General features: G+C 69.7%; 32 protein-coding genes and 2 pseudogenes. All 34 read left to right on the forward strand.

The window, feature by feature from the left end:
* The first annotated feature begins 51 nt into the window (after positions 1–51).
* Positions 52–354: a WhiB family transcriptional regulator gene (locus C1I98_RS11085; RefSeq protein ID WP_111167080.1), complete on the forward strand. Its 303-nt coding sequence runs from the start codon at positions 52–54 to the stop codon at positions 352–354.
* 35 nt (positions 355–389) lie between these two features.
* A pseudogene (locus tag C1I98_RS45595) lies at positions 390–596 on the forward strand (hypothetical protein); the annotation flags it as partial.
* Between the two features lie 403 nt (positions 597–999).
* Complete coding sequence (locus C1I98_RS40405) at positions 1,000–1,353, forward strand: 14-3-3 family protein (protein ID WP_146607371.1); 354 nt, start codon at positions 1,000–1,002, stop codon at positions 1,351–1,353.
* Positions 1,350–1,739 carry a hypothetical protein gene (locus C1I98_RS11095; protein ID WP_111167082.1) on the forward strand — a complete coding sequence of 130 codons (390 nt, stop codon included), beginning with the start codon at positions 1,350–1,352 and terminating at the stop codon, positions 1,737–1,739. The genes C1I98_RS40405 and C1I98_RS11095 overlap by 4 nt, the downstream gene beginning before the upstream one ends.
* A gap of 14 nt (positions 1,740–1,753) precedes the next feature.
* Positions 1,754–2,051, forward strand: a pseudogene (locus C1I98_RS11100) (VVA0879 family protein).
* Complete coding sequence (locus C1I98_RS11105; protein WP_111167084.1) at positions 2,048–2,395, forward strand: hypothetical protein; 348 nt, start codon at positions 2,048–2,050, stop codon at positions 2,393–2,395. Before C1I98_RS11100 ends, C1I98_RS11105 begins: the two are co-directional and overlap by 4 nt.
* The gene (locus C1I98_RS11110) at positions 2,392–3,228 is read left to right on the forward strand and encodes a hypothetical protein (RefSeq protein WP_111167085.1); all 837 of its coding nucleotides are present in this window, start codon (positions 2,392–2,394) and stop codon (positions 3,226–3,228) included. The genes C1I98_RS11105 and C1I98_RS11110 overlap by 4 nt, the downstream gene beginning before the upstream one ends.
* Positions 3,225–3,794, forward strand: coding sequence for a hypothetical protein (locus C1I98_RS11115; protein ID WP_111167086.1), 570 nt, complete (start codon positions 3,225–3,227; stop codon positions 3,792–3,794). Before C1I98_RS11110 ends, C1I98_RS11115 begins: the two co-directional genes overlap by 4 nt.
* The gene (locus tag C1I98_RS11120; RefSeq protein WP_111167087.1) at positions 3,791–4,075 is read left to right on the forward strand and encodes a hypothetical protein; all 285 of its coding nucleotides are present in this window, start codon (positions 3,791–3,793) and stop codon (positions 4,073–4,075) included. Before C1I98_RS11115 ends, C1I98_RS11120 begins: the two co-directional genes overlap by 4 nt.
* Positions 4,072–4,575 (forward strand): RusA family crossover junction endodeoxyribonuclease, encoded by a 504-nt coding sequence (locus C1I98_RS11125; protein ID WP_111167088.1) that lies wholly within the window; start codon positions 4,072–4,074, stop codon positions 4,573–4,575. The genes C1I98_RS11120 and C1I98_RS11125 overlap by 4 nt, the downstream gene beginning before the upstream one ends.
* On the forward strand, positions 4,575–5,069 hold the full coding sequence (locus tag C1I98_RS11130) for a WhiB family transcriptional regulator (RefSeq protein ID WP_146607373.1): 495 nt from the start codon (positions 4,575–4,577) through the stop codon (positions 5,067–5,069). Before C1I98_RS11125 ends, C1I98_RS11130 begins: the two co-directional genes overlap by 1 nt.
* Positions 5,066–5,572, forward strand: a complete 507-nt coding sequence (locus C1I98_RS11135; protein ID WP_111167090.1) for a hypothetical protein — start codon at positions 5,066–5,068, stop codon at positions 5,570–5,572. Before C1I98_RS11130 ends, C1I98_RS11135 begins: the two co-directional genes overlap by 4 nt.
* Positions 5,572–6,009, forward strand: a complete 438-nt coding sequence (locus C1I98_RS11140) for a hypothetical protein (RefSeq protein WP_111167091.1) — start codon at positions 5,572–5,574, stop codon at positions 6,007–6,009. Before C1I98_RS11135 ends, C1I98_RS11140 begins: the two co-directional genes overlap by 1 nt.
* A 15-nt stretch (positions 6,010–6,024) precedes the next feature.
* Complete coding sequence (locus C1I98_RS11145; RefSeq protein ID WP_146607374.1) at positions 6,025–6,555, forward strand: hypothetical protein; 531 nt, start codon at positions 6,025–6,027, stop codon at positions 6,553–6,555.
* Positions 6,555–6,977 (forward strand): hypothetical protein, encoded by a 423-nt coding sequence (locus tag C1I98_RS11150; RefSeq protein WP_199536861.1) that lies wholly within the window; start codon positions 6,555–6,557, stop codon positions 6,975–6,977. Before C1I98_RS11145 ends, C1I98_RS11150 begins: the two co-directional genes overlap by 1 nt.
* Positions 6,974–7,237, forward strand: a complete 264-nt coding sequence (locus C1I98_RS11155) for a hypothetical protein (RefSeq protein ID WP_111167093.1) — start codon at positions 6,974–6,976, stop codon at positions 7,235–7,237. The genes C1I98_RS11150 and C1I98_RS11155 overlap by 4 nt, the downstream gene beginning before the upstream one ends.
* Positions 7,234–7,542: a hypothetical protein gene (locus C1I98_RS11160; protein WP_111167094.1), complete on the forward strand. Its 309-nt coding sequence runs from the start codon at positions 7,234–7,236 to the stop codon at positions 7,540–7,542. The genes C1I98_RS11155 and C1I98_RS11160 overlap by 4 nt, the downstream gene beginning before the upstream one ends.
* Positions 7,542–7,955: a DUF6205 family protein gene (locus tag C1I98_RS11165; protein WP_111167095.1), complete on the forward strand. Its 414-nt coding sequence runs from the start codon at positions 7,542–7,544 to the stop codon at positions 7,953–7,955. Before C1I98_RS11160 ends, C1I98_RS11165 begins: the two co-directional genes overlap by 1 nt.
* On the forward strand, positions 7,952–8,182 hold the full coding sequence (locus C1I98_RS40410) for a hypothetical protein (RefSeq protein ID WP_146607375.1): 231 nt from the start codon (positions 7,952–7,954) through the stop codon (positions 8,180–8,182). The genes C1I98_RS11165 and C1I98_RS40410 overlap by 4 nt, the downstream gene beginning before the upstream one ends.
* Complete coding sequence (locus C1I98_RS11170; RefSeq protein WP_111167096.1) at positions 8,179–8,394, forward strand: hypothetical protein; 216 nt, start codon at positions 8,179–8,181, stop codon at positions 8,392–8,394. Before C1I98_RS40410 ends, C1I98_RS11170 begins: the two co-directional genes overlap by 4 nt.
* Positions 8,387–8,620 (forward strand): hypothetical protein, encoded by a 234-nt coding sequence (locus C1I98_RS11175; protein WP_111167097.1) that lies wholly within the window; start codon positions 8,387–8,389, stop codon positions 8,618–8,620. Before C1I98_RS11170 ends, C1I98_RS11175 begins: the two co-directional genes overlap by 8 nt.
* The gene (locus C1I98_RS42770) at positions 8,617–8,811 is read left to right on the forward strand and encodes a hypothetical protein (RefSeq protein WP_199536862.1); all 195 of its coding nucleotides are present in this window, start codon (positions 8,617–8,619) and stop codon (positions 8,809–8,811) included. The genes C1I98_RS11175 and C1I98_RS42770 overlap by 4 nt, the downstream gene beginning before the upstream one ends.
* Positions 8,798–9,016: a helix-turn-helix domain-containing protein gene (locus C1I98_RS11180; protein ID WP_199536863.1), complete on the forward strand. Its 219-nt coding sequence runs from the start codon at positions 8,798–8,800 to the stop codon at positions 9,014–9,016. Before C1I98_RS42770 ends, C1I98_RS11180 begins: the two co-directional genes overlap by 14 nt.
* Positions 9,016–9,462: a winged helix-turn-helix domain-containing protein gene (locus C1I98_RS11185; RefSeq protein WP_111167099.1), complete on the forward strand. Its 447-nt coding sequence runs from the start codon at positions 9,016–9,018 to the stop codon at positions 9,460–9,462. Before C1I98_RS11180 ends, C1I98_RS11185 begins: the two co-directional genes overlap by 1 nt.
* The gene (locus C1I98_RS11190; protein WP_111167100.1) at positions 9,455–9,658 is read left to right on the forward strand and encodes a hypothetical protein; all 204 of its coding nucleotides are present in this window, start codon (positions 9,455–9,457) and stop codon (positions 9,656–9,658) included. The genes C1I98_RS11185 and C1I98_RS11190 overlap by 8 nt, the downstream gene beginning before the upstream one ends.
* Entirely contained in the window at positions 9,655–10,086 is a 432-nt protein-coding gene (locus tag C1I98_RS11195; protein WP_111167101.1) for a hypothetical protein, read from the forward strand. The genes C1I98_RS11190 and C1I98_RS11195 overlap by 4 nt, the downstream gene beginning before the upstream one ends.
* Positions 10,079–10,432, forward strand: a complete 354-nt coding sequence (locus tag C1I98_RS11200; protein ID WP_146607376.1) for a hypothetical protein — start codon at positions 10,079–10,081, stop codon at positions 10,430–10,432. The genes C1I98_RS11195 and C1I98_RS11200 overlap by 8 nt, the downstream gene beginning before the upstream one ends.
* Positions 10,419–10,664 (forward strand): hypothetical protein, encoded by a 246-nt coding sequence (locus tag C1I98_RS40415; RefSeq protein WP_146607377.1) that lies wholly within the window; start codon positions 10,419–10,421, stop codon positions 10,662–10,664. Before C1I98_RS11200 ends, C1I98_RS40415 begins: the two co-directional genes overlap by 14 nt.
* Positions 10,665–10,706: 42 nt before the next feature.
* Complete coding sequence (locus C1I98_RS11205) at positions 10,707–10,901, forward strand: hypothetical protein (RefSeq protein WP_146607378.1); 195 nt, start codon at positions 10,707–10,709, stop codon at positions 10,899–10,901.
* Positions 10,898–11,164 (forward strand): hypothetical protein, encoded by a 267-nt coding sequence (locus C1I98_RS11210; protein WP_111167104.1) that lies wholly within the window; start codon positions 10,898–10,900, stop codon positions 11,162–11,164. The genes C1I98_RS11205 and C1I98_RS11210 overlap by 4 nt, the downstream gene beginning before the upstream one ends.
* A gap of 11 nt (positions 11,165–11,175) precedes the next feature.
* Entirely contained in the window at positions 11,176–11,541 is a 366-nt protein-coding gene (locus tag C1I98_RS11215) for a hypothetical protein (RefSeq protein WP_111167105.1), read from the forward strand.
* Positions 11,538–11,933 (forward strand): hypothetical protein, encoded by a 396-nt coding sequence (locus C1I98_RS11220; RefSeq protein ID WP_111167106.1) that lies wholly within the window; start codon positions 11,538–11,540, stop codon positions 11,931–11,933. The genes C1I98_RS11215 and C1I98_RS11220 overlap by 4 nt, the downstream gene beginning before the upstream one ends.
* Positions 11,930–12,685, forward strand: coding sequence for a hypothetical protein (locus C1I98_RS11225; protein ID WP_111167107.1), 756 nt, complete (start codon positions 11,930–11,932; stop codon positions 12,683–12,685). The genes C1I98_RS11220 and C1I98_RS11225 overlap by 4 nt, the downstream gene beginning before the upstream one ends.
* Positions 12,682–12,966, forward strand: a complete 285-nt coding sequence (locus C1I98_RS11230; RefSeq protein WP_111167108.1) for a hypothetical protein — start codon at positions 12,682–12,684, stop codon at positions 12,964–12,966. The genes C1I98_RS11225 and C1I98_RS11230 overlap by 4 nt, the downstream gene beginning before the upstream one ends.
* Positions 12,967–13,456: the final 490 nt, after the last annotated feature.

Consider the following 13,456-nt stretch of genomic DNA (forward strand, 5'->3'; position numbering starts at 1 on the left):
AGCGGGCCGTCGAGTCGAGCGCCAGGGGCCTCAGCTCAGAGGAGGTGTGCGATGAGACTGCGCGACCGGTACGGCACGTACGGCACGAGCACGGAGACCACGAAGTCGTGGCAGCAGCGAGGGATCTGCTGGGGCCACGAGAGCCCGGACCTTTGGTTCCCGTACGTGACCGACTTCAAGGGCTACAGGGACGCCGAGAAGGCCGCCTATACCCAGGCCCGCGTGATCTGTGCCCGCTGCCCGGTGTGGCAGCAGTGCCGGGAGTACGCCCTGGAGGCGGGCGAAGAGGCGGGCATGTGGGGCGGCCTGACGCCTCGGGAGCGCCGTGCCATCAGGCAGAGCCGGGCGGCCTGACGTGCAGGTCAAGGCTGCCGTAAGGGGGAGTGCGTGTGCTGATTGCGGTAGATCCGTTCACCTGGCGGCGGCTGATCCGGCGGGTCCGCCTCGGCTCGGCGGCGACGAAGCTGGTCGCCTCGATCCTGGCCGACTACGCCAGCCCGGACGGGCGGGACGTGCGGCCGGGCATCGAGCGGCTGGCGCTGGTGACGGAGCTGAGCGAGCGGTCCGTACGGCGGGCGCTCGACGCGCTGCGGGCGCTGGGGCTGATCGAGCGGGTGCGCGAGGGCAGCCGCCAGGGGCGGCGAGCGCTGGCGGACGAGTACCGGCTGACATTCCCTGACGACCTGGAGCGACGGGTGCTGATGCTCGACCCGGACGAAAAGCCTCTGGCTCCTGTGGATAACCCCCGATCTCCGGCCACCATGTCCGCCGATCAGGCCCCATTTAGAGATTCACCGCCCGATGAACACCGGACATCAGATCCCGGATCACCGGACATGAGCGACCGGATCACCGGACACCATGTCCGCCCACCTAATCAGGACCTAACCACCCACCAACCAGAACTCGTCTCTTCGCCGTACGGGGCTGAGGTGGAAGGGGGCCGGCCGCGCGCCGCGCCTGTGGAAAACCCGAATTCGATCACGAGAGGAGGACGCCGTGCAGCGCGCAACCGACCCGATCGCCGATCAAGCCCGGCGCCTCACTGCGGCCTTCGTGCGCCGACTGACCGAGGAGGGCCACCGCGATCCCGGCCAGCTCGCCGCCGAACTCGTGGTGATGGCCCGGGGCCACGGCTGGCGCCCCATCGCGGCACTCCAGAGGCCGAGCACGAGCGGCGGCGGCAGCGAGCCCGACGAGGACTTCCGCGCCCAGCGTGCTGCGCTCGACCGTCGGCGGCCCTGTACCTGCGGCGATGGCGTACTGGACCACCGCCTCGACGGCCCGCGCCGTACGGCCTGCTCGGCATGCCCGTGCGGGCAGTACGCCCCGGTCCCGGAGGGGAGTGCATGATGCCGATCCGGCCCGAGGAGCGTCACCGGTACCCGGCCGACTGGCGGGCGATCAGCGACCGCATCAGGTTCGAGCGCGCCGCCGGCCGGTGCGAGTGCACGGGGGAGTGCGGCCACGACCACGGCGCCCGGTGCGCGGCGGTGCATGGCGAGCCGCATCCGGTAACCGGCTCGCGCGTGGTGCTCACCACGGCGCACCGCGACCACACGCCGGAGAACTGTGCCGACGACAACCTCGCGGCCTGGTGTCAGCGGTGCCACCTCGCCTACGACGCCGAGCACCACGCGGCCACCGCCGCTCGCACGCGCGAGGCCCGCCGCACCGCCGGCATGCCCCCACTGTTCGAGATCCGCGAGAGGAACTGCTCGTGTCCCACCGCAAGCTGACCCACAACGAATTCATGGCCGAGGCGAAGGAGCGCTTCGGAGACAACCCCCTGGACTGGGCCTTCCGCTGCCCGAACTGTGGCGATGTCGCCACCGGCCGCGATTTCCGCCTCCGACCTGCTGAGCCAGCAGTGCATCGGCCGCACGCTCGGCGCACTCAAGACGTCGGCAAGCGATTGGAAGGGCCGCGGCTGCGACTGGGCCGCATTCGGCCTGCTCCGCGGACCATGGGAAGTCGTGATGGAAGACCGCAAGTCGGTGTGGACGTTCCCTCTCGCCGACGCCCCGGGATCCGAGGGGGGCGACGCATGACGCCGCCGATTCCGCTGCGGCTCGCGGGTAGGCCCACACAGGGCGGCCTGGTCGTGCCGTGGATCTCCATCCACCACGCCGACGGCAGAGCCACGCTCGGTGCCGTCCACGGCTCCCGCGTGGACACCTGCCTGCGCAGCCGGTGCTGCCAGACCTGCGGCGAGCACCTCGGTTACCGCCTGGTGGTGCTGGCCCGGCTCGCGACCGACCGCGCCGGGAAGCTGCTCGGCATCGCGCTGGGAGTCAGGCCGCTGAAGATGCGGCGTGTCGGCTCACGGGAGCCGACTCCGGAGCAGGCGGCGCTCGCCCTGCTGCTGGACATGCCCGGAGGTGGAGCCCAGTGACCGCCCGGGAGTGCGGCACCCTCGCGCGGTACGTCGTGGACAAGTGCCCCTGCGACGCATGCCGGGAGGCGAACCGCGTCTATGAGGCCCGCCGCAGCAGGTTGATCGCCTACGGCCAGTGGAGGCCGTACGTTGATGCCGAACCGGTCCGCCAGCACGTGCAACTGCTCAGCGAGTTCGGCATCGGCTGGAAGCGAGCCGCCCAGCTCGCCGGAGTCCCCAACGGCTCGGTGTCCAAGCTGCTGTACGGCGGCCCCGGCGACCGCCCCCCCTCGCGCGGTGTCCGCTCGGAGACGGCGGCCCGCCTGCTCGGCGTCACACCAACGCTGGATCTGCTCGGCGCGACGGTCCCGGTGGACGCGGCGGGAACCCGGCGTCGGCTCCAGGCCCTTGTCGCCATCGGATGGCCGCAGGCTCAGCTCGCCGCCCGGCTCGGAATGGACCCCAGCAACTTCGGCAAGACCATGCAGGCGCCTCGCGTGATCGCGAAGACGGCGCGTGCGGTGCGCGTGCTCTACGACGAGCTGTGGGATCAGCCGCCGCCAGAGACAACCTCCCACGAGAGGGGGGCCGCCGCGCGAGCACGGAACCATGCCGCCGCGCGTGAGTGGCTCGTGCCGGCCTACTGGGACGACGACCTGATCGACGTACCCGACGACCAGCTCGACGCCGAGCTCGACCGGCGCGTCTCGCTCATGGACGACGCCGAGCTCCGGCGCTGCCTGTCCGCCGTGGACCACGAGCGTGACCGGTCGCCCCTGACCAGAGCCGGAGCGAAGGAATGCCGCCGCCGTCGCCGGTACTCCCGAAGCGTGATGGAGGTGGCGTCATGAACGCGCTCTACCACGTGGCGAAGGCGGCCGGGGGCGCGATGGCCGAGCCGCCTCATGTGACGGTCGTGACCGACACTGAGGGACGGCGGTACGGGGCCTGGCGCGCGGTGATCGTCAGGCTGGCCGCTGACGCGTTGCCCGGCGTGGACGACGGCACGTGGCGGCTCTACGCCAACGGCCGGACACAGCCCCACACGATCAAATCTTGGCCGGTGGACCAGGTACGCACCGACATCCTGCCGCACCTGGACCGTGGGCACCGCGTCGCCGTGACCGAGACGCCGTGGCTCACACGGGCCGGAATCACGCTGACGTACCGGATTCTGGAGCGCCGCGACGGGATGCCCGTCGCTGTCGACGAGGCGCTGTGGGAGCCGCTGACCGAGCTGTGCCACCAGCCACTGTGGCAGGCCGGGGGGCCGCTCGGTCCGCTGGCGTGGGCCGAGGACGAGACGGCCCGTGCCGAAGCCCTGCTGATGCCGGTCAAGCTGATGAACGAGCCGCGTGTGCCGGACTCGTACCGGGACATGGCGGCCCGGATCGATGGACAGGCGGTGCTGTCGTGACCGCTCCCCTCGGCGTGGGCGCCCTGCGCGTGCACCTGGAGGCGATCCTTCCGCTCGCCGTCGCGGACCTGCGTCGCCATGGCCACACGCCTGATGAGCTCACGGCGATGGCGGCTCGCTGTGGCAAGGAGTTCAGCCACCTTGGCGATGCCGTGCAGTGGCCGATGCGCGCAAGTGGACGGGCCCTCGGGGCGCTGCTCACCGGCCTTGCCGCCGCCGAGCTCGTCGATCCGGGGGCCGGCCACCAGATGATCGCGCTCCTCGACAGGAGGGGAGCATGACGGCCCCCCTGATCGTCCTCACCGTCCGGGGGGAGCCCGCCGGCCAGGGCAACCTCAAAGGGACTCGCGGCGGCAAGCTCCGTCACGCCAACGGCGCCGAGCTGCGCGACTGGCGCGACCGCGTGCGGGGGGCCGCGCTGGACCTGCTCGGCGCGCATGAGCACGCCGCGTCCGGGGAGGATCGCCGCCTGGCCGCGCCATGCGTCGAGTGCGGCACCTACCGCAGCCAGCACGCCGAAATGCTCGGCCCGGTACGCCTTGAGGCTGTTGTCACCGTGTCCCGGCCGTCATCGGTGCCGCTGACCCGCCAGTGGCCGATCACGCGTAGTACCTCGGACTGGGACCACTACGGCCGCGCGATTTCCGACGCATTGACCGGTGTCGCCTACGTGGACGACAGCCAGATCGTGGACGGCCGCGTCATCACGACCTACCCGCACTTCCATCCCAGGGCGCTCGGTGAGCCCGGCGCGGTGATCCGCCTGTGGCCGGTGACCTGATGAGCACCGTGGTGCGCGCCACCGCCGCGCCGTACCCACAGGGAGGGGCGCCGGCCTGTAGCGGACACGATCCCGAGCTGTGGTTCCCGCCGCACGATGACCGCTTCGCGCGCCGGATCTGCGCCGAATGCCCACTGGCCGGGCCCTGCCGCGAGCACGCCCTCGCCTACGACCTGTACGGCGTGTGGGGTGGCATGGCCCGCGCGGACCGGGAGGCGTACTGGCTGGAGCGCGGCATCCGGCCGCTGCCCGTGCTCGCCCACAAGGACCCGACTCGTTCGCATCGACTCCGACGGCGGCCGGTGGCCACGGCAGACCACGAGCCGCCGCCCACCGAAGCGGTCGCCGAGGCGGCTGGTAAGCGCTGCCCGCGCTGCCGGACGGTCCGGGCGCTCACCGACTACTACCCCAACGCGGCCAACCCGGACGGCCTGGCCGTCTGGTGCAGGCCATGTTTCCGAGAAATCGCAGAAAGGGATACCAGCCGCCCATGACCACCATCCTCAAATTCGAGGGGAAGCTGTCGGCCGCCGCCGCGAATGCTCTGGAGCCTCACATCCGGCCGCTGTACGACCAGCCGGGCGCGACCCGTTTGGGAGTCTTCGCAATCCGCCACACGGAGCGAACCCAACCTGCCGTCGGCTCCGACAAAGACCCGTTGGTGCGGGCGCGGATCATCGAGTGCGAGGTCGCAAATCGCGAGCAGGAGCCACACCTGCGCGAGGTGATGCGAGCCTTGTGGCAGCAGCGCACCGCGCAGGGCACGCTCGACGATGCGGGTGAGATACAGCTCGCGGAGCGGACTCTGAAGAGCGCCGCGGGCGTGCTTCACGCCGTTGAGGTGTCCCGGCTTCGCGCGGGCTTGGCGCACTGGGTGGACTACGCCGCCCGGGTCAACGCCAACGGCAAACTCACCGTCAGCGAGATGCATCACGAGCTCGACATCGTGGCCCGCGGCCTGCGCACGCTGCTCGACGGCACTCCCGAGGAGGCCTGATGCTGCGCTACCTCTTCGCCGCTGTCGGTGTCTTCCTGGCCGTATGCGTCGGCCTGCTGCTGCTCGGCGTTGCGACCCTGCCGTTCCGCACCGCGGCGGGGGTCGCCGAGCGCGTGGGCGACCCCGACGCAGTCCTCTACACCTACGAGCACTTCTTCGACCTCTGCGGCGACGTCCGCACGGCTGACCGGCAGATCGCCGACAAGGAAGTGGAGATCGCGGCGTACGAGCGGCGGAAGCCGGACGGTGAGCCGGGCGACCGCTTCCAGGCGGCCCCAAAGGGTGAGCGGCTCGCGACCGAACTCGCCGGACTGCGCGAGCACCGCGCCGACCTGGCGGAGACCTACAACGCCGACAGCGCGAAGGCCAGCCGCAACGTGTTCAAGCCCGGGACGCTGCCGAAGCGCATCGGCGACACCACCCCCATCTGCAACTAACCCGAGGAGACCCCCTTGAAGACCAGACATGTCGCCGCGGCGATGGCGGCGGTCGTTCTCCTGACGGCCGCCGGAAGCTGCGACAGCGCCGAGGACCGCAAGGCGGCGCAGGCCGTCTCCGGCGATCAGCAGAAGAGGTACGAGGCCGCCGACCCGTTCCCCGCCGCCGCGCTGAACGGCCGGTCGCTGGAGCGGAAGAACATCGCTGAGCGGCTGGTCCGCTACAACGACCCGAAGAAGATCAGCTATATCTATCTGTTGGCGGAGAACGGCCAGGTCATCAGCTACTTCACCATCAAGGGCAAGGTGTCCAACGCGGGAAGCCAGCTCCTCCCGGAGGACGACATCCTTGACCCGTGTAGCGCGGACTACTGCCCGATGGCGGTCGATTCGGCCGGCGATGACGGGTCGTACGGCCCCGACGAGAATTCGATCTTTTTCTTCACGACGAACGGCACTCTCGTGGAGTGGGACGGCCTCTACCTGCTGTCGGATCGCCCGCTGGAGATCAAGACGCCCGTCTCGCTCGTCGCTGAGGTGAAGTGATGGGCAAGATCGAAGCAGAAACCGCCTACTACCGGCTGGTCGCCGAGAGGGCCGAGAGGATGGCGGGTCCTGGTCGCGCGATGCAGATCGTCGGCGACCACCTGTTGTCCGGAGTGCTCGCCGAGGTCGCCGCCGAGTGTGAGGGCCAGGACGAGCGCTGGAGCGAACAGAACCACCCGGACGGCACTGGAGGGGAGTGGTATGAGCGCCGCGCCGCCCAGGCTCACCGCGACTTCCAGCTCGCCGGGGACGACCCGGACATCGGCAGCCGTTGGGCGCTGATCCTCGAAGAGGAGGTCTATGAGGCGCTCGCCGAGACCGACCCCGTGAAGCTCCGCGCCGAGCTCGTCCAGGTGGCTGTCGTCGCCGTGGCGTGGGCCGGCGCGATCGACCGCCGTACGGCCGACAAGGAGGAATCGTGATCCCCCTCGATATCCGCCCCAACCTGGAGCTCAACCCCTGGAATGACATGGCCGGTCTGGACAGCCAGGGTGCGGTCGAGCGGGTCGGGCTGCTGCCGCACGCCACGGACCAGGGCCGCCCGATCTTCGCTCTGCTGATTCGCCTGGAGGACGGTCGCACGGTCGTGGCACAGACGACATGGACGTTGATGGAGGCGGCCGTACGGGCGCTGGGCGCCTCCCCTGTGGCCGAGTTCGACCAGATGGAGCACGGATCGTGAGCCCCGGCCCGAAGCCGCCGCTGCCCACAGCGCACGGAGAGCCGATTCCCCGGATCCAGGTGGATGAGCGCGAGGGCGGCCCTTTCGACCAGATCCGGCACATCGCCACCATCGCCGTGGATCTCTGGTCGGTGGGGCCGGACGGCCCCTACTACAACCCGACCCAGACCCGAGCCGAGACGACCCGCCTCCAGATGCGGGAGGCGCTGCTGTACCTGCTGGAGCTCGGGTTGATCGATATCGACGCCGAGAGGCTGGCCGCCTCCCGGAGCTGGCCAGCTAGACGCGCAGTACAGGAGGGGTGATGGGCTACACGAGCTACTTGTCGGGCGAGATCACCATCTATCCGTCGATCCCGTGGAAGGAGCTCCAGGGCAGCCCGTTCGTCTACACGCCTGAACGCGAGGAGCGGGATCGGCTGGTCTGGCTGCGGATGGCCGAGGAGACCGTGGAGACCGACGACGGCACGCTGACGCGCAAGCAAGCTGTCGCGATCCGGGTGTCGGAAGCTAGCGAATTGCGGGCGTACGGCCTGGTCAGTGAGGTGCAGGAAATCGTCACCGCGCACGGCACCGGTCGGTCCTTCGACGGACTGATCCTCGTTTGCGGCGAGGCATCGCCGGACATCTGGCGTGTGCGTGTCGTGGACGGCCACGCGGTGGAGGAGCGGCCCATGCTCCGCTGGCCGGATGGCACCGAGGAGGTGGCCCAGCGATGATCCATGTTCACTCGGCGGGTATCGCCACCGTCTCGATCACCATACGGCACTCGGACGAGACCACGCTTGTGCGTCGCTGGTACATCTGCGATGGCTGCGCGGGATATCTGGCCGCCCAGCTTGGTTCCCCGGATTCGGAGCTGCTGGCTACGAGCGCAGCGGTTCAGGCCGCAAGTGATGTACTGCGCACAACTCCCGGCATCGTCGCGACAGGGGACGCGCCGTGAACGTCACCGAGGCGCGCGACGTGCAGCGCTTGCTCGCATGGATCCTCGGCGGTGATGTGGCCGACGAGGTTGCGGCGTACGCCGCCGGTCGCTTGGCCGCGCGGGCGCACGATCGGCTGGGAGCGGGCCCTGCCGAGGCCGTCGTCCGTGCCGAGTGGACGCAGCGGCGGCCGATGGTCGTCCGCGACTGGCCAGGGAGCGACGATGCCTGATCACCCGATCGCCGCCATCTACGTGCTCGGCGCGTACGGCTGGCTGCTGTTCACCACGGGCCTGGCCACCCTCGCGCCGTGGGCGCATGAGATGCAGGTCCGTGAGGCGGAGCGCCAGGGGATGCCGCGCCTCGCATTCACCTTGGTGGTGCTCATCACACACAGCATCTTCTGGCCCGTGGCCGTCATGGTGACGATCGCCACTCTCTGGAGGGAGGGCCGATGACGTACCGCTACACCGACAGAGACGGGGACGAGATCACCGTGCAGTCGGTCCCCTACGACGGCGTGCCGCATGCCGCCCTCGGCGTACAGACGAGCCGAGGCCCCGCCGCCGTGCACGTCCACCCGGACGACGCGTGGGAGATGTGCGAGGCCATTCTCTCGGCTGCGGGGGTGGACCGTGCAAAGCCCTGACCCCCTCATCGCGTGGCTGGCCGAGGTCCGCCGCAGCGAACAGATAAGCCAGCTCACGCTGGCGAATGAGGTAGGTGTCGGCCAGAGCGCGATCAGCGCCATCGAGTCTGGCGCACGGCGCCCGACCCTGGAACGGACGAGAGCTATCGCCGAGGCCCTCGGCTACCGCCTGACCCTCGCCCCGATGGCCGGCGAGGAGACCTGATGGACCCGATCCGCATCGACGCCCGCGCACACCGGGCCTGGAAGGGGGCGACGGAGCTCAGGCTGGCCCCCCTGCCGTTCGGCATTCGTCGCGTTCTCGCGGAGCGCGCGGGCACCATGGTGAACCGAGATGAGCTGGCACGTCTCGTCTGGGGCTACGACGCTGGCAAGACGCTCGACATGCATGTCCGCGGGCTGCGCCAGGCCCTCGGCGACGACGCGGCCAACCCGCGGTACATCACGACAGTCCGGGGCATCGGGTTCCGATTCGACGGTCACGTGGAGGGGACGCCGCCCGCGGCGGTCCTTCTTGACCTAATGCGCCAGCTCGACGCCTCCCTCGGGTCTGATTGTCCACTGCTGTCCGAGCTGGCGCCGCTCGCCCGCCGCATCGCCAATCGGCTGACCGCGCTGGAGCAGTTCCACGCTGGGAGCCGTGATGGCTAGCTGGACGCGCCGCGAGCGCACCATCACGCACATCGAGTACGCGCTGCCGCTGCCGACGAACTGGGCGGAGGTCGGCAAGGTGTACGCCTCGCTCAACCAGGAGCTTGGGGAGCGCGCCGAGTGGGACGACGCGGTCGAAGTCACCTCAGACGGCGCGGAGCTGGTGTTCCGGTATCTCAAGACGGAGGGAACGTGAGCGAGATCGATCCGTTCCTGCGGAAACTGGCTGCGGCCTCCCTGGGGGCGGCGGTGCGCGACGACTGGCCCGCCGCATCCCGGACCCTCCAGGCGCTGGCCGACCGCTTCGGGGGCGACGGTGCGGTCATCGCCATGCTGGGGTGGATCGACACGTTCCTCGACCGCTACGGTCGTCCGGCCGCTGGCCAGCAAGTGCGACTGCTCTTCAAGGAAGAGACCACCGGCACGATCGGCGGCGCAGACAGTGTCTCTGACGACGTGCAATGGGCCGGCCAGCTCATGGCGGCTCGCGCGGCCGACGATCAAACTGCCTTCGATGCGCTGATCAACTCGGCGCCGGATGACGAGACGTGGAGCCGGAACGTCGCGGCCGTACTTCAGCTCACGGCTCTCGGCCTGCGGGAGACGGGGTGGAGAGATGGCTGACATTCCGATGCCGAACGACGGGCGGCCGGTAGCCGACCGGGCCGCGCTCGAACGTGCTCACTCGGATGACGGCCTGCGGCTGCGGATCGCCCGCGCGCTGTGGCAACTGGGGCCGTGGGACGACCGAACGCCGACGGCCGCCGGGCACCTCGGCGGCTACGTCTACGAGATGGCCGACCGGGTGGCCGCCGTGGTCGAGGAGATCCGGTGCGAGGACGCCGAGCGGATCGCCGCGGCGATCGAGGAGCGCCGGTGCCCGTCCTCGGAGCTCTGCAAGAACTGCGTATGCCGCCGAGAGGACGCTGCTCTCGCCCGCGGCCTGGAGGGTGGCAATGGTAAAACGTGACGACTACCTGCACACCGCGCTGCCCGTCCTGCTCACCTACACCCGCCAGGTGATCCACTCGGTGGACCTGCGGCGGATGCGGACGGCCGCGATCGATGCGGGCGCTCCCGCCGACCTGGTGGCCTTCATCGACGCCGCTCTCACATTCCAGGCCGCCACATCGCTGCCGCTGAACACCGAAAGGAGCGTCGAGTGGTCTTCCACAGCCACCGATTCCACCCCATCGGCGTGAGCTCAGTGCCGTCCTGGCCGCTCGCGCTATAGGGGACCGACCATGACCATGATCAAACGCTGCGACGGCTGCGGCGACGAGATACACGACATGCAGCCATCGGTCACCGTCGAGCTCGGCGACGGCGACGGCATGACCATCTACACTGCGCTGCCGCCCCGTGGCCACCCGCTGCACTGGTGTCACCCATGCGCCGTTACCGCCATCGCTGCCGTCACCACGAGGAGATCGTCATGACCGAACCACACCTCACACCCGCTGAGCAGGAGGCGCTCGACGCCCGTACGGCCCGCTGGGCACGCATCGCGGGGATCGCCGCCCTCGTGGCGCTGGCCATGGCCGGTGCTGCCATCTGGCTCGGCGACATGCGGTGGGCCTGGACCGGCGGCCTGGTCATGCTGGCCGCCGGCGGCTTCGGCATAGCCGCCGGCATGGCCGCATCCCCTGAGACCCGGCGGCGCATGGCCGCTCGCCGGCGAGCGGCCGGTGAGGGGTCATGAGAACGCAGTCAGTGAAGGTCGATATCGACCTGTCGGAGCTGAAAGCGGCCGGCGACGAGTTGCGCGAGCTGATTCGCGAGGCCCACGGCGTCACTAAGGACCTGCGCCAAGCCGTGAAGGACGCCCGGCAGACCATCGAACACGACGTTGCCCAGACGATGAAGGCCGAGGTCAAGGGACAGGTGGACGAGCTCGGCGAGGCCACCGCCACGGCGATGCGCAACGCCGTGGCGAAGGTCGGCCGCGAGTTCGATCGGCTGGAGGCTCTCTTCACCGGCACCGATCCGCAGTCCCGGCGTGCAGGAAAGCCGCCGCTGGAGAACCTCATCCGCGAGCGCCTCAACGCAACCCAACCCTCGAGTGGAGAAAGCCGATGAAGAATCGCCGCTCCTATGACTACTCACCCGAGGAGTTCGACCGTGCCGTCACGATGATCCAGTCGGACGCGGACCTGCGCGCCGACATCGAGGCCATCACCGGCCAGAGCCTGGACGGCAAGAGCCCGCGCGAGCTGTTCGATACCTTCCGCTCGATCCAGCGCGCCGCCGAGGTCCAGGCCGCCGTGGTCAACTACGGCCGAGCTCGTCAGGCCGTCCGGGACACCCGGGCGATGCTGGAGGCGGACGCATCGGCCGAGGAGGCGCTGGGGCTCGCCCGCGCGGAGATCGAACGCCTGGAGAAGTCGAATGAGGAGCTGAAGCGAAAGAACCAGGCCCTGTCCGCTGGACAGGGTGCGACGCCGCTGCGGGTTGCTGGAGGTCGGGCGTGAGCGCGATCGAGATCTTCGGTATCGAGGAGCCCGTCGCGACCTACCGGGTACAACTTCAGGTCCACAGCAAGATCGTGGGCGGTGTGCCGAGCTCCCCATCCGTCATCAAGGGCTGGCTCAAGGCCAAGCTCGACCTCGGCGACCGCGCCCTCCAGGAACTCGCCGAGCAGACCCTTCGCGAGCGCTTCCCCGACCGCCAGCCGACAGCCGACGCGCTGGCCGAGGCCCTGATGGAGTCGGAGGCGGCCGAGATGTCGGTGAACGGCTTCAAACGCTTCGACGGCACGCTTGCTTACGAGGCCAGGTGCATGAAGGCCGCGATCAAGGAAGCGATGAACTCGGCGTATCCCGGCACCGACTGGGACGGGAAAAAGGGGGCGGGCGCGCACAAGCCGAAGATCGGGCAGGCGTTGCCCACAAGCTTCCGCAAGGGCCTGCTGAGCACCGCCGCAGAGCGCGTCTTCGTGCTCGGCGACATCCACCGCGACTACATCTCCCTCGGAGTGAGCGCGCCGTCAGGAATGGAGGAGCGGGTGAAGCACGTCAAGACGGCACAGGGGCCCCGCTCCAGCATCGCGCGCGTGGAGTATGTCGAGCGCCCGACCCTGAGCTTCACCGTGCGGGTCCACGACGACTTCCTGTCGCGCGAGGCGTGGGGCCGGATCTGGGTGCGGCTCCAGGACATCGGGATCGGCGCCGACCGGTCCCGAAGCGACGGCCAGTTCGAGCTGATCGCGTGGGAGCGGCTGTGATCCCGTGGTGGGTGTGGGGCGCGCTCTACGTTGCCGGCGCCGCAGTGTTCGTGGCCTGGCTGCTTCGAGAGCTGCCGCGCAACCACACCTTGCGCGGCCGAATCGAGAAGCTGTGCGAAATCTGGGACGGCGGCTTCGGCTGGCTCGTCCCAGTGCGGGTGTCCGGCTACGGCCTGTTCGCCGGACTTATCCTGCTCTGGCTGCCGGTGGTCGTTCTCATGGCCGTCCATGACGTGCCAGGGCACGGCAAGAACATCGACCCACCCTCGGGCGACCAGTGATGCGTCACCCTGCGACGCCGTATCCGACACGGCTAGCCCAACCGCACCAACGGGCCAACCCCGTACTTTCCGGCACGACCTGCCCGGCCCTCCCTACACGGCCCCGGCCTCAGCACGCCGACACCCCAACTCTAGTCACGCGCCCGCCGAGCCGGCCCGCGCCGACTTGCCTTGCTCACATCTGCTCATGCCAGGCCGACGCACGTCAGTCCAGATCGACACGTCGAGCCGCGTCAACGCCAAGCCTTGTCGCGCCCTTCCAGCTCGACCAGCCTTGCCGGGCCAATCCGCTGCTCGCATCGACCTTTCGAGCCCAACCCGCACTCATCGGAGCCGTCCATGTCCACCCCGTCCGACTGGCCTACCGCTACCCGAGTCCGGCCGTAGCCGAGCCGACCTGCCGTGCCATCCCCGGCCTTTCGACTGGTCTCCGCCAGCCAGCACCGGCCACCCCGGCAGCGACAACCGACATCCCCACCCAGGCCGTGCC

The organism is Spongiactinospora gelatinilytica (assembly GCF_003236385.1).
Taxonomy (GTDB): domain Bacteria; phylum Actinomycetota; class Actinomycetes; order Streptosporangiales; family Streptosporangiaceae; genus Spongiactinospora; species Spongiactinospora gelatinilytica.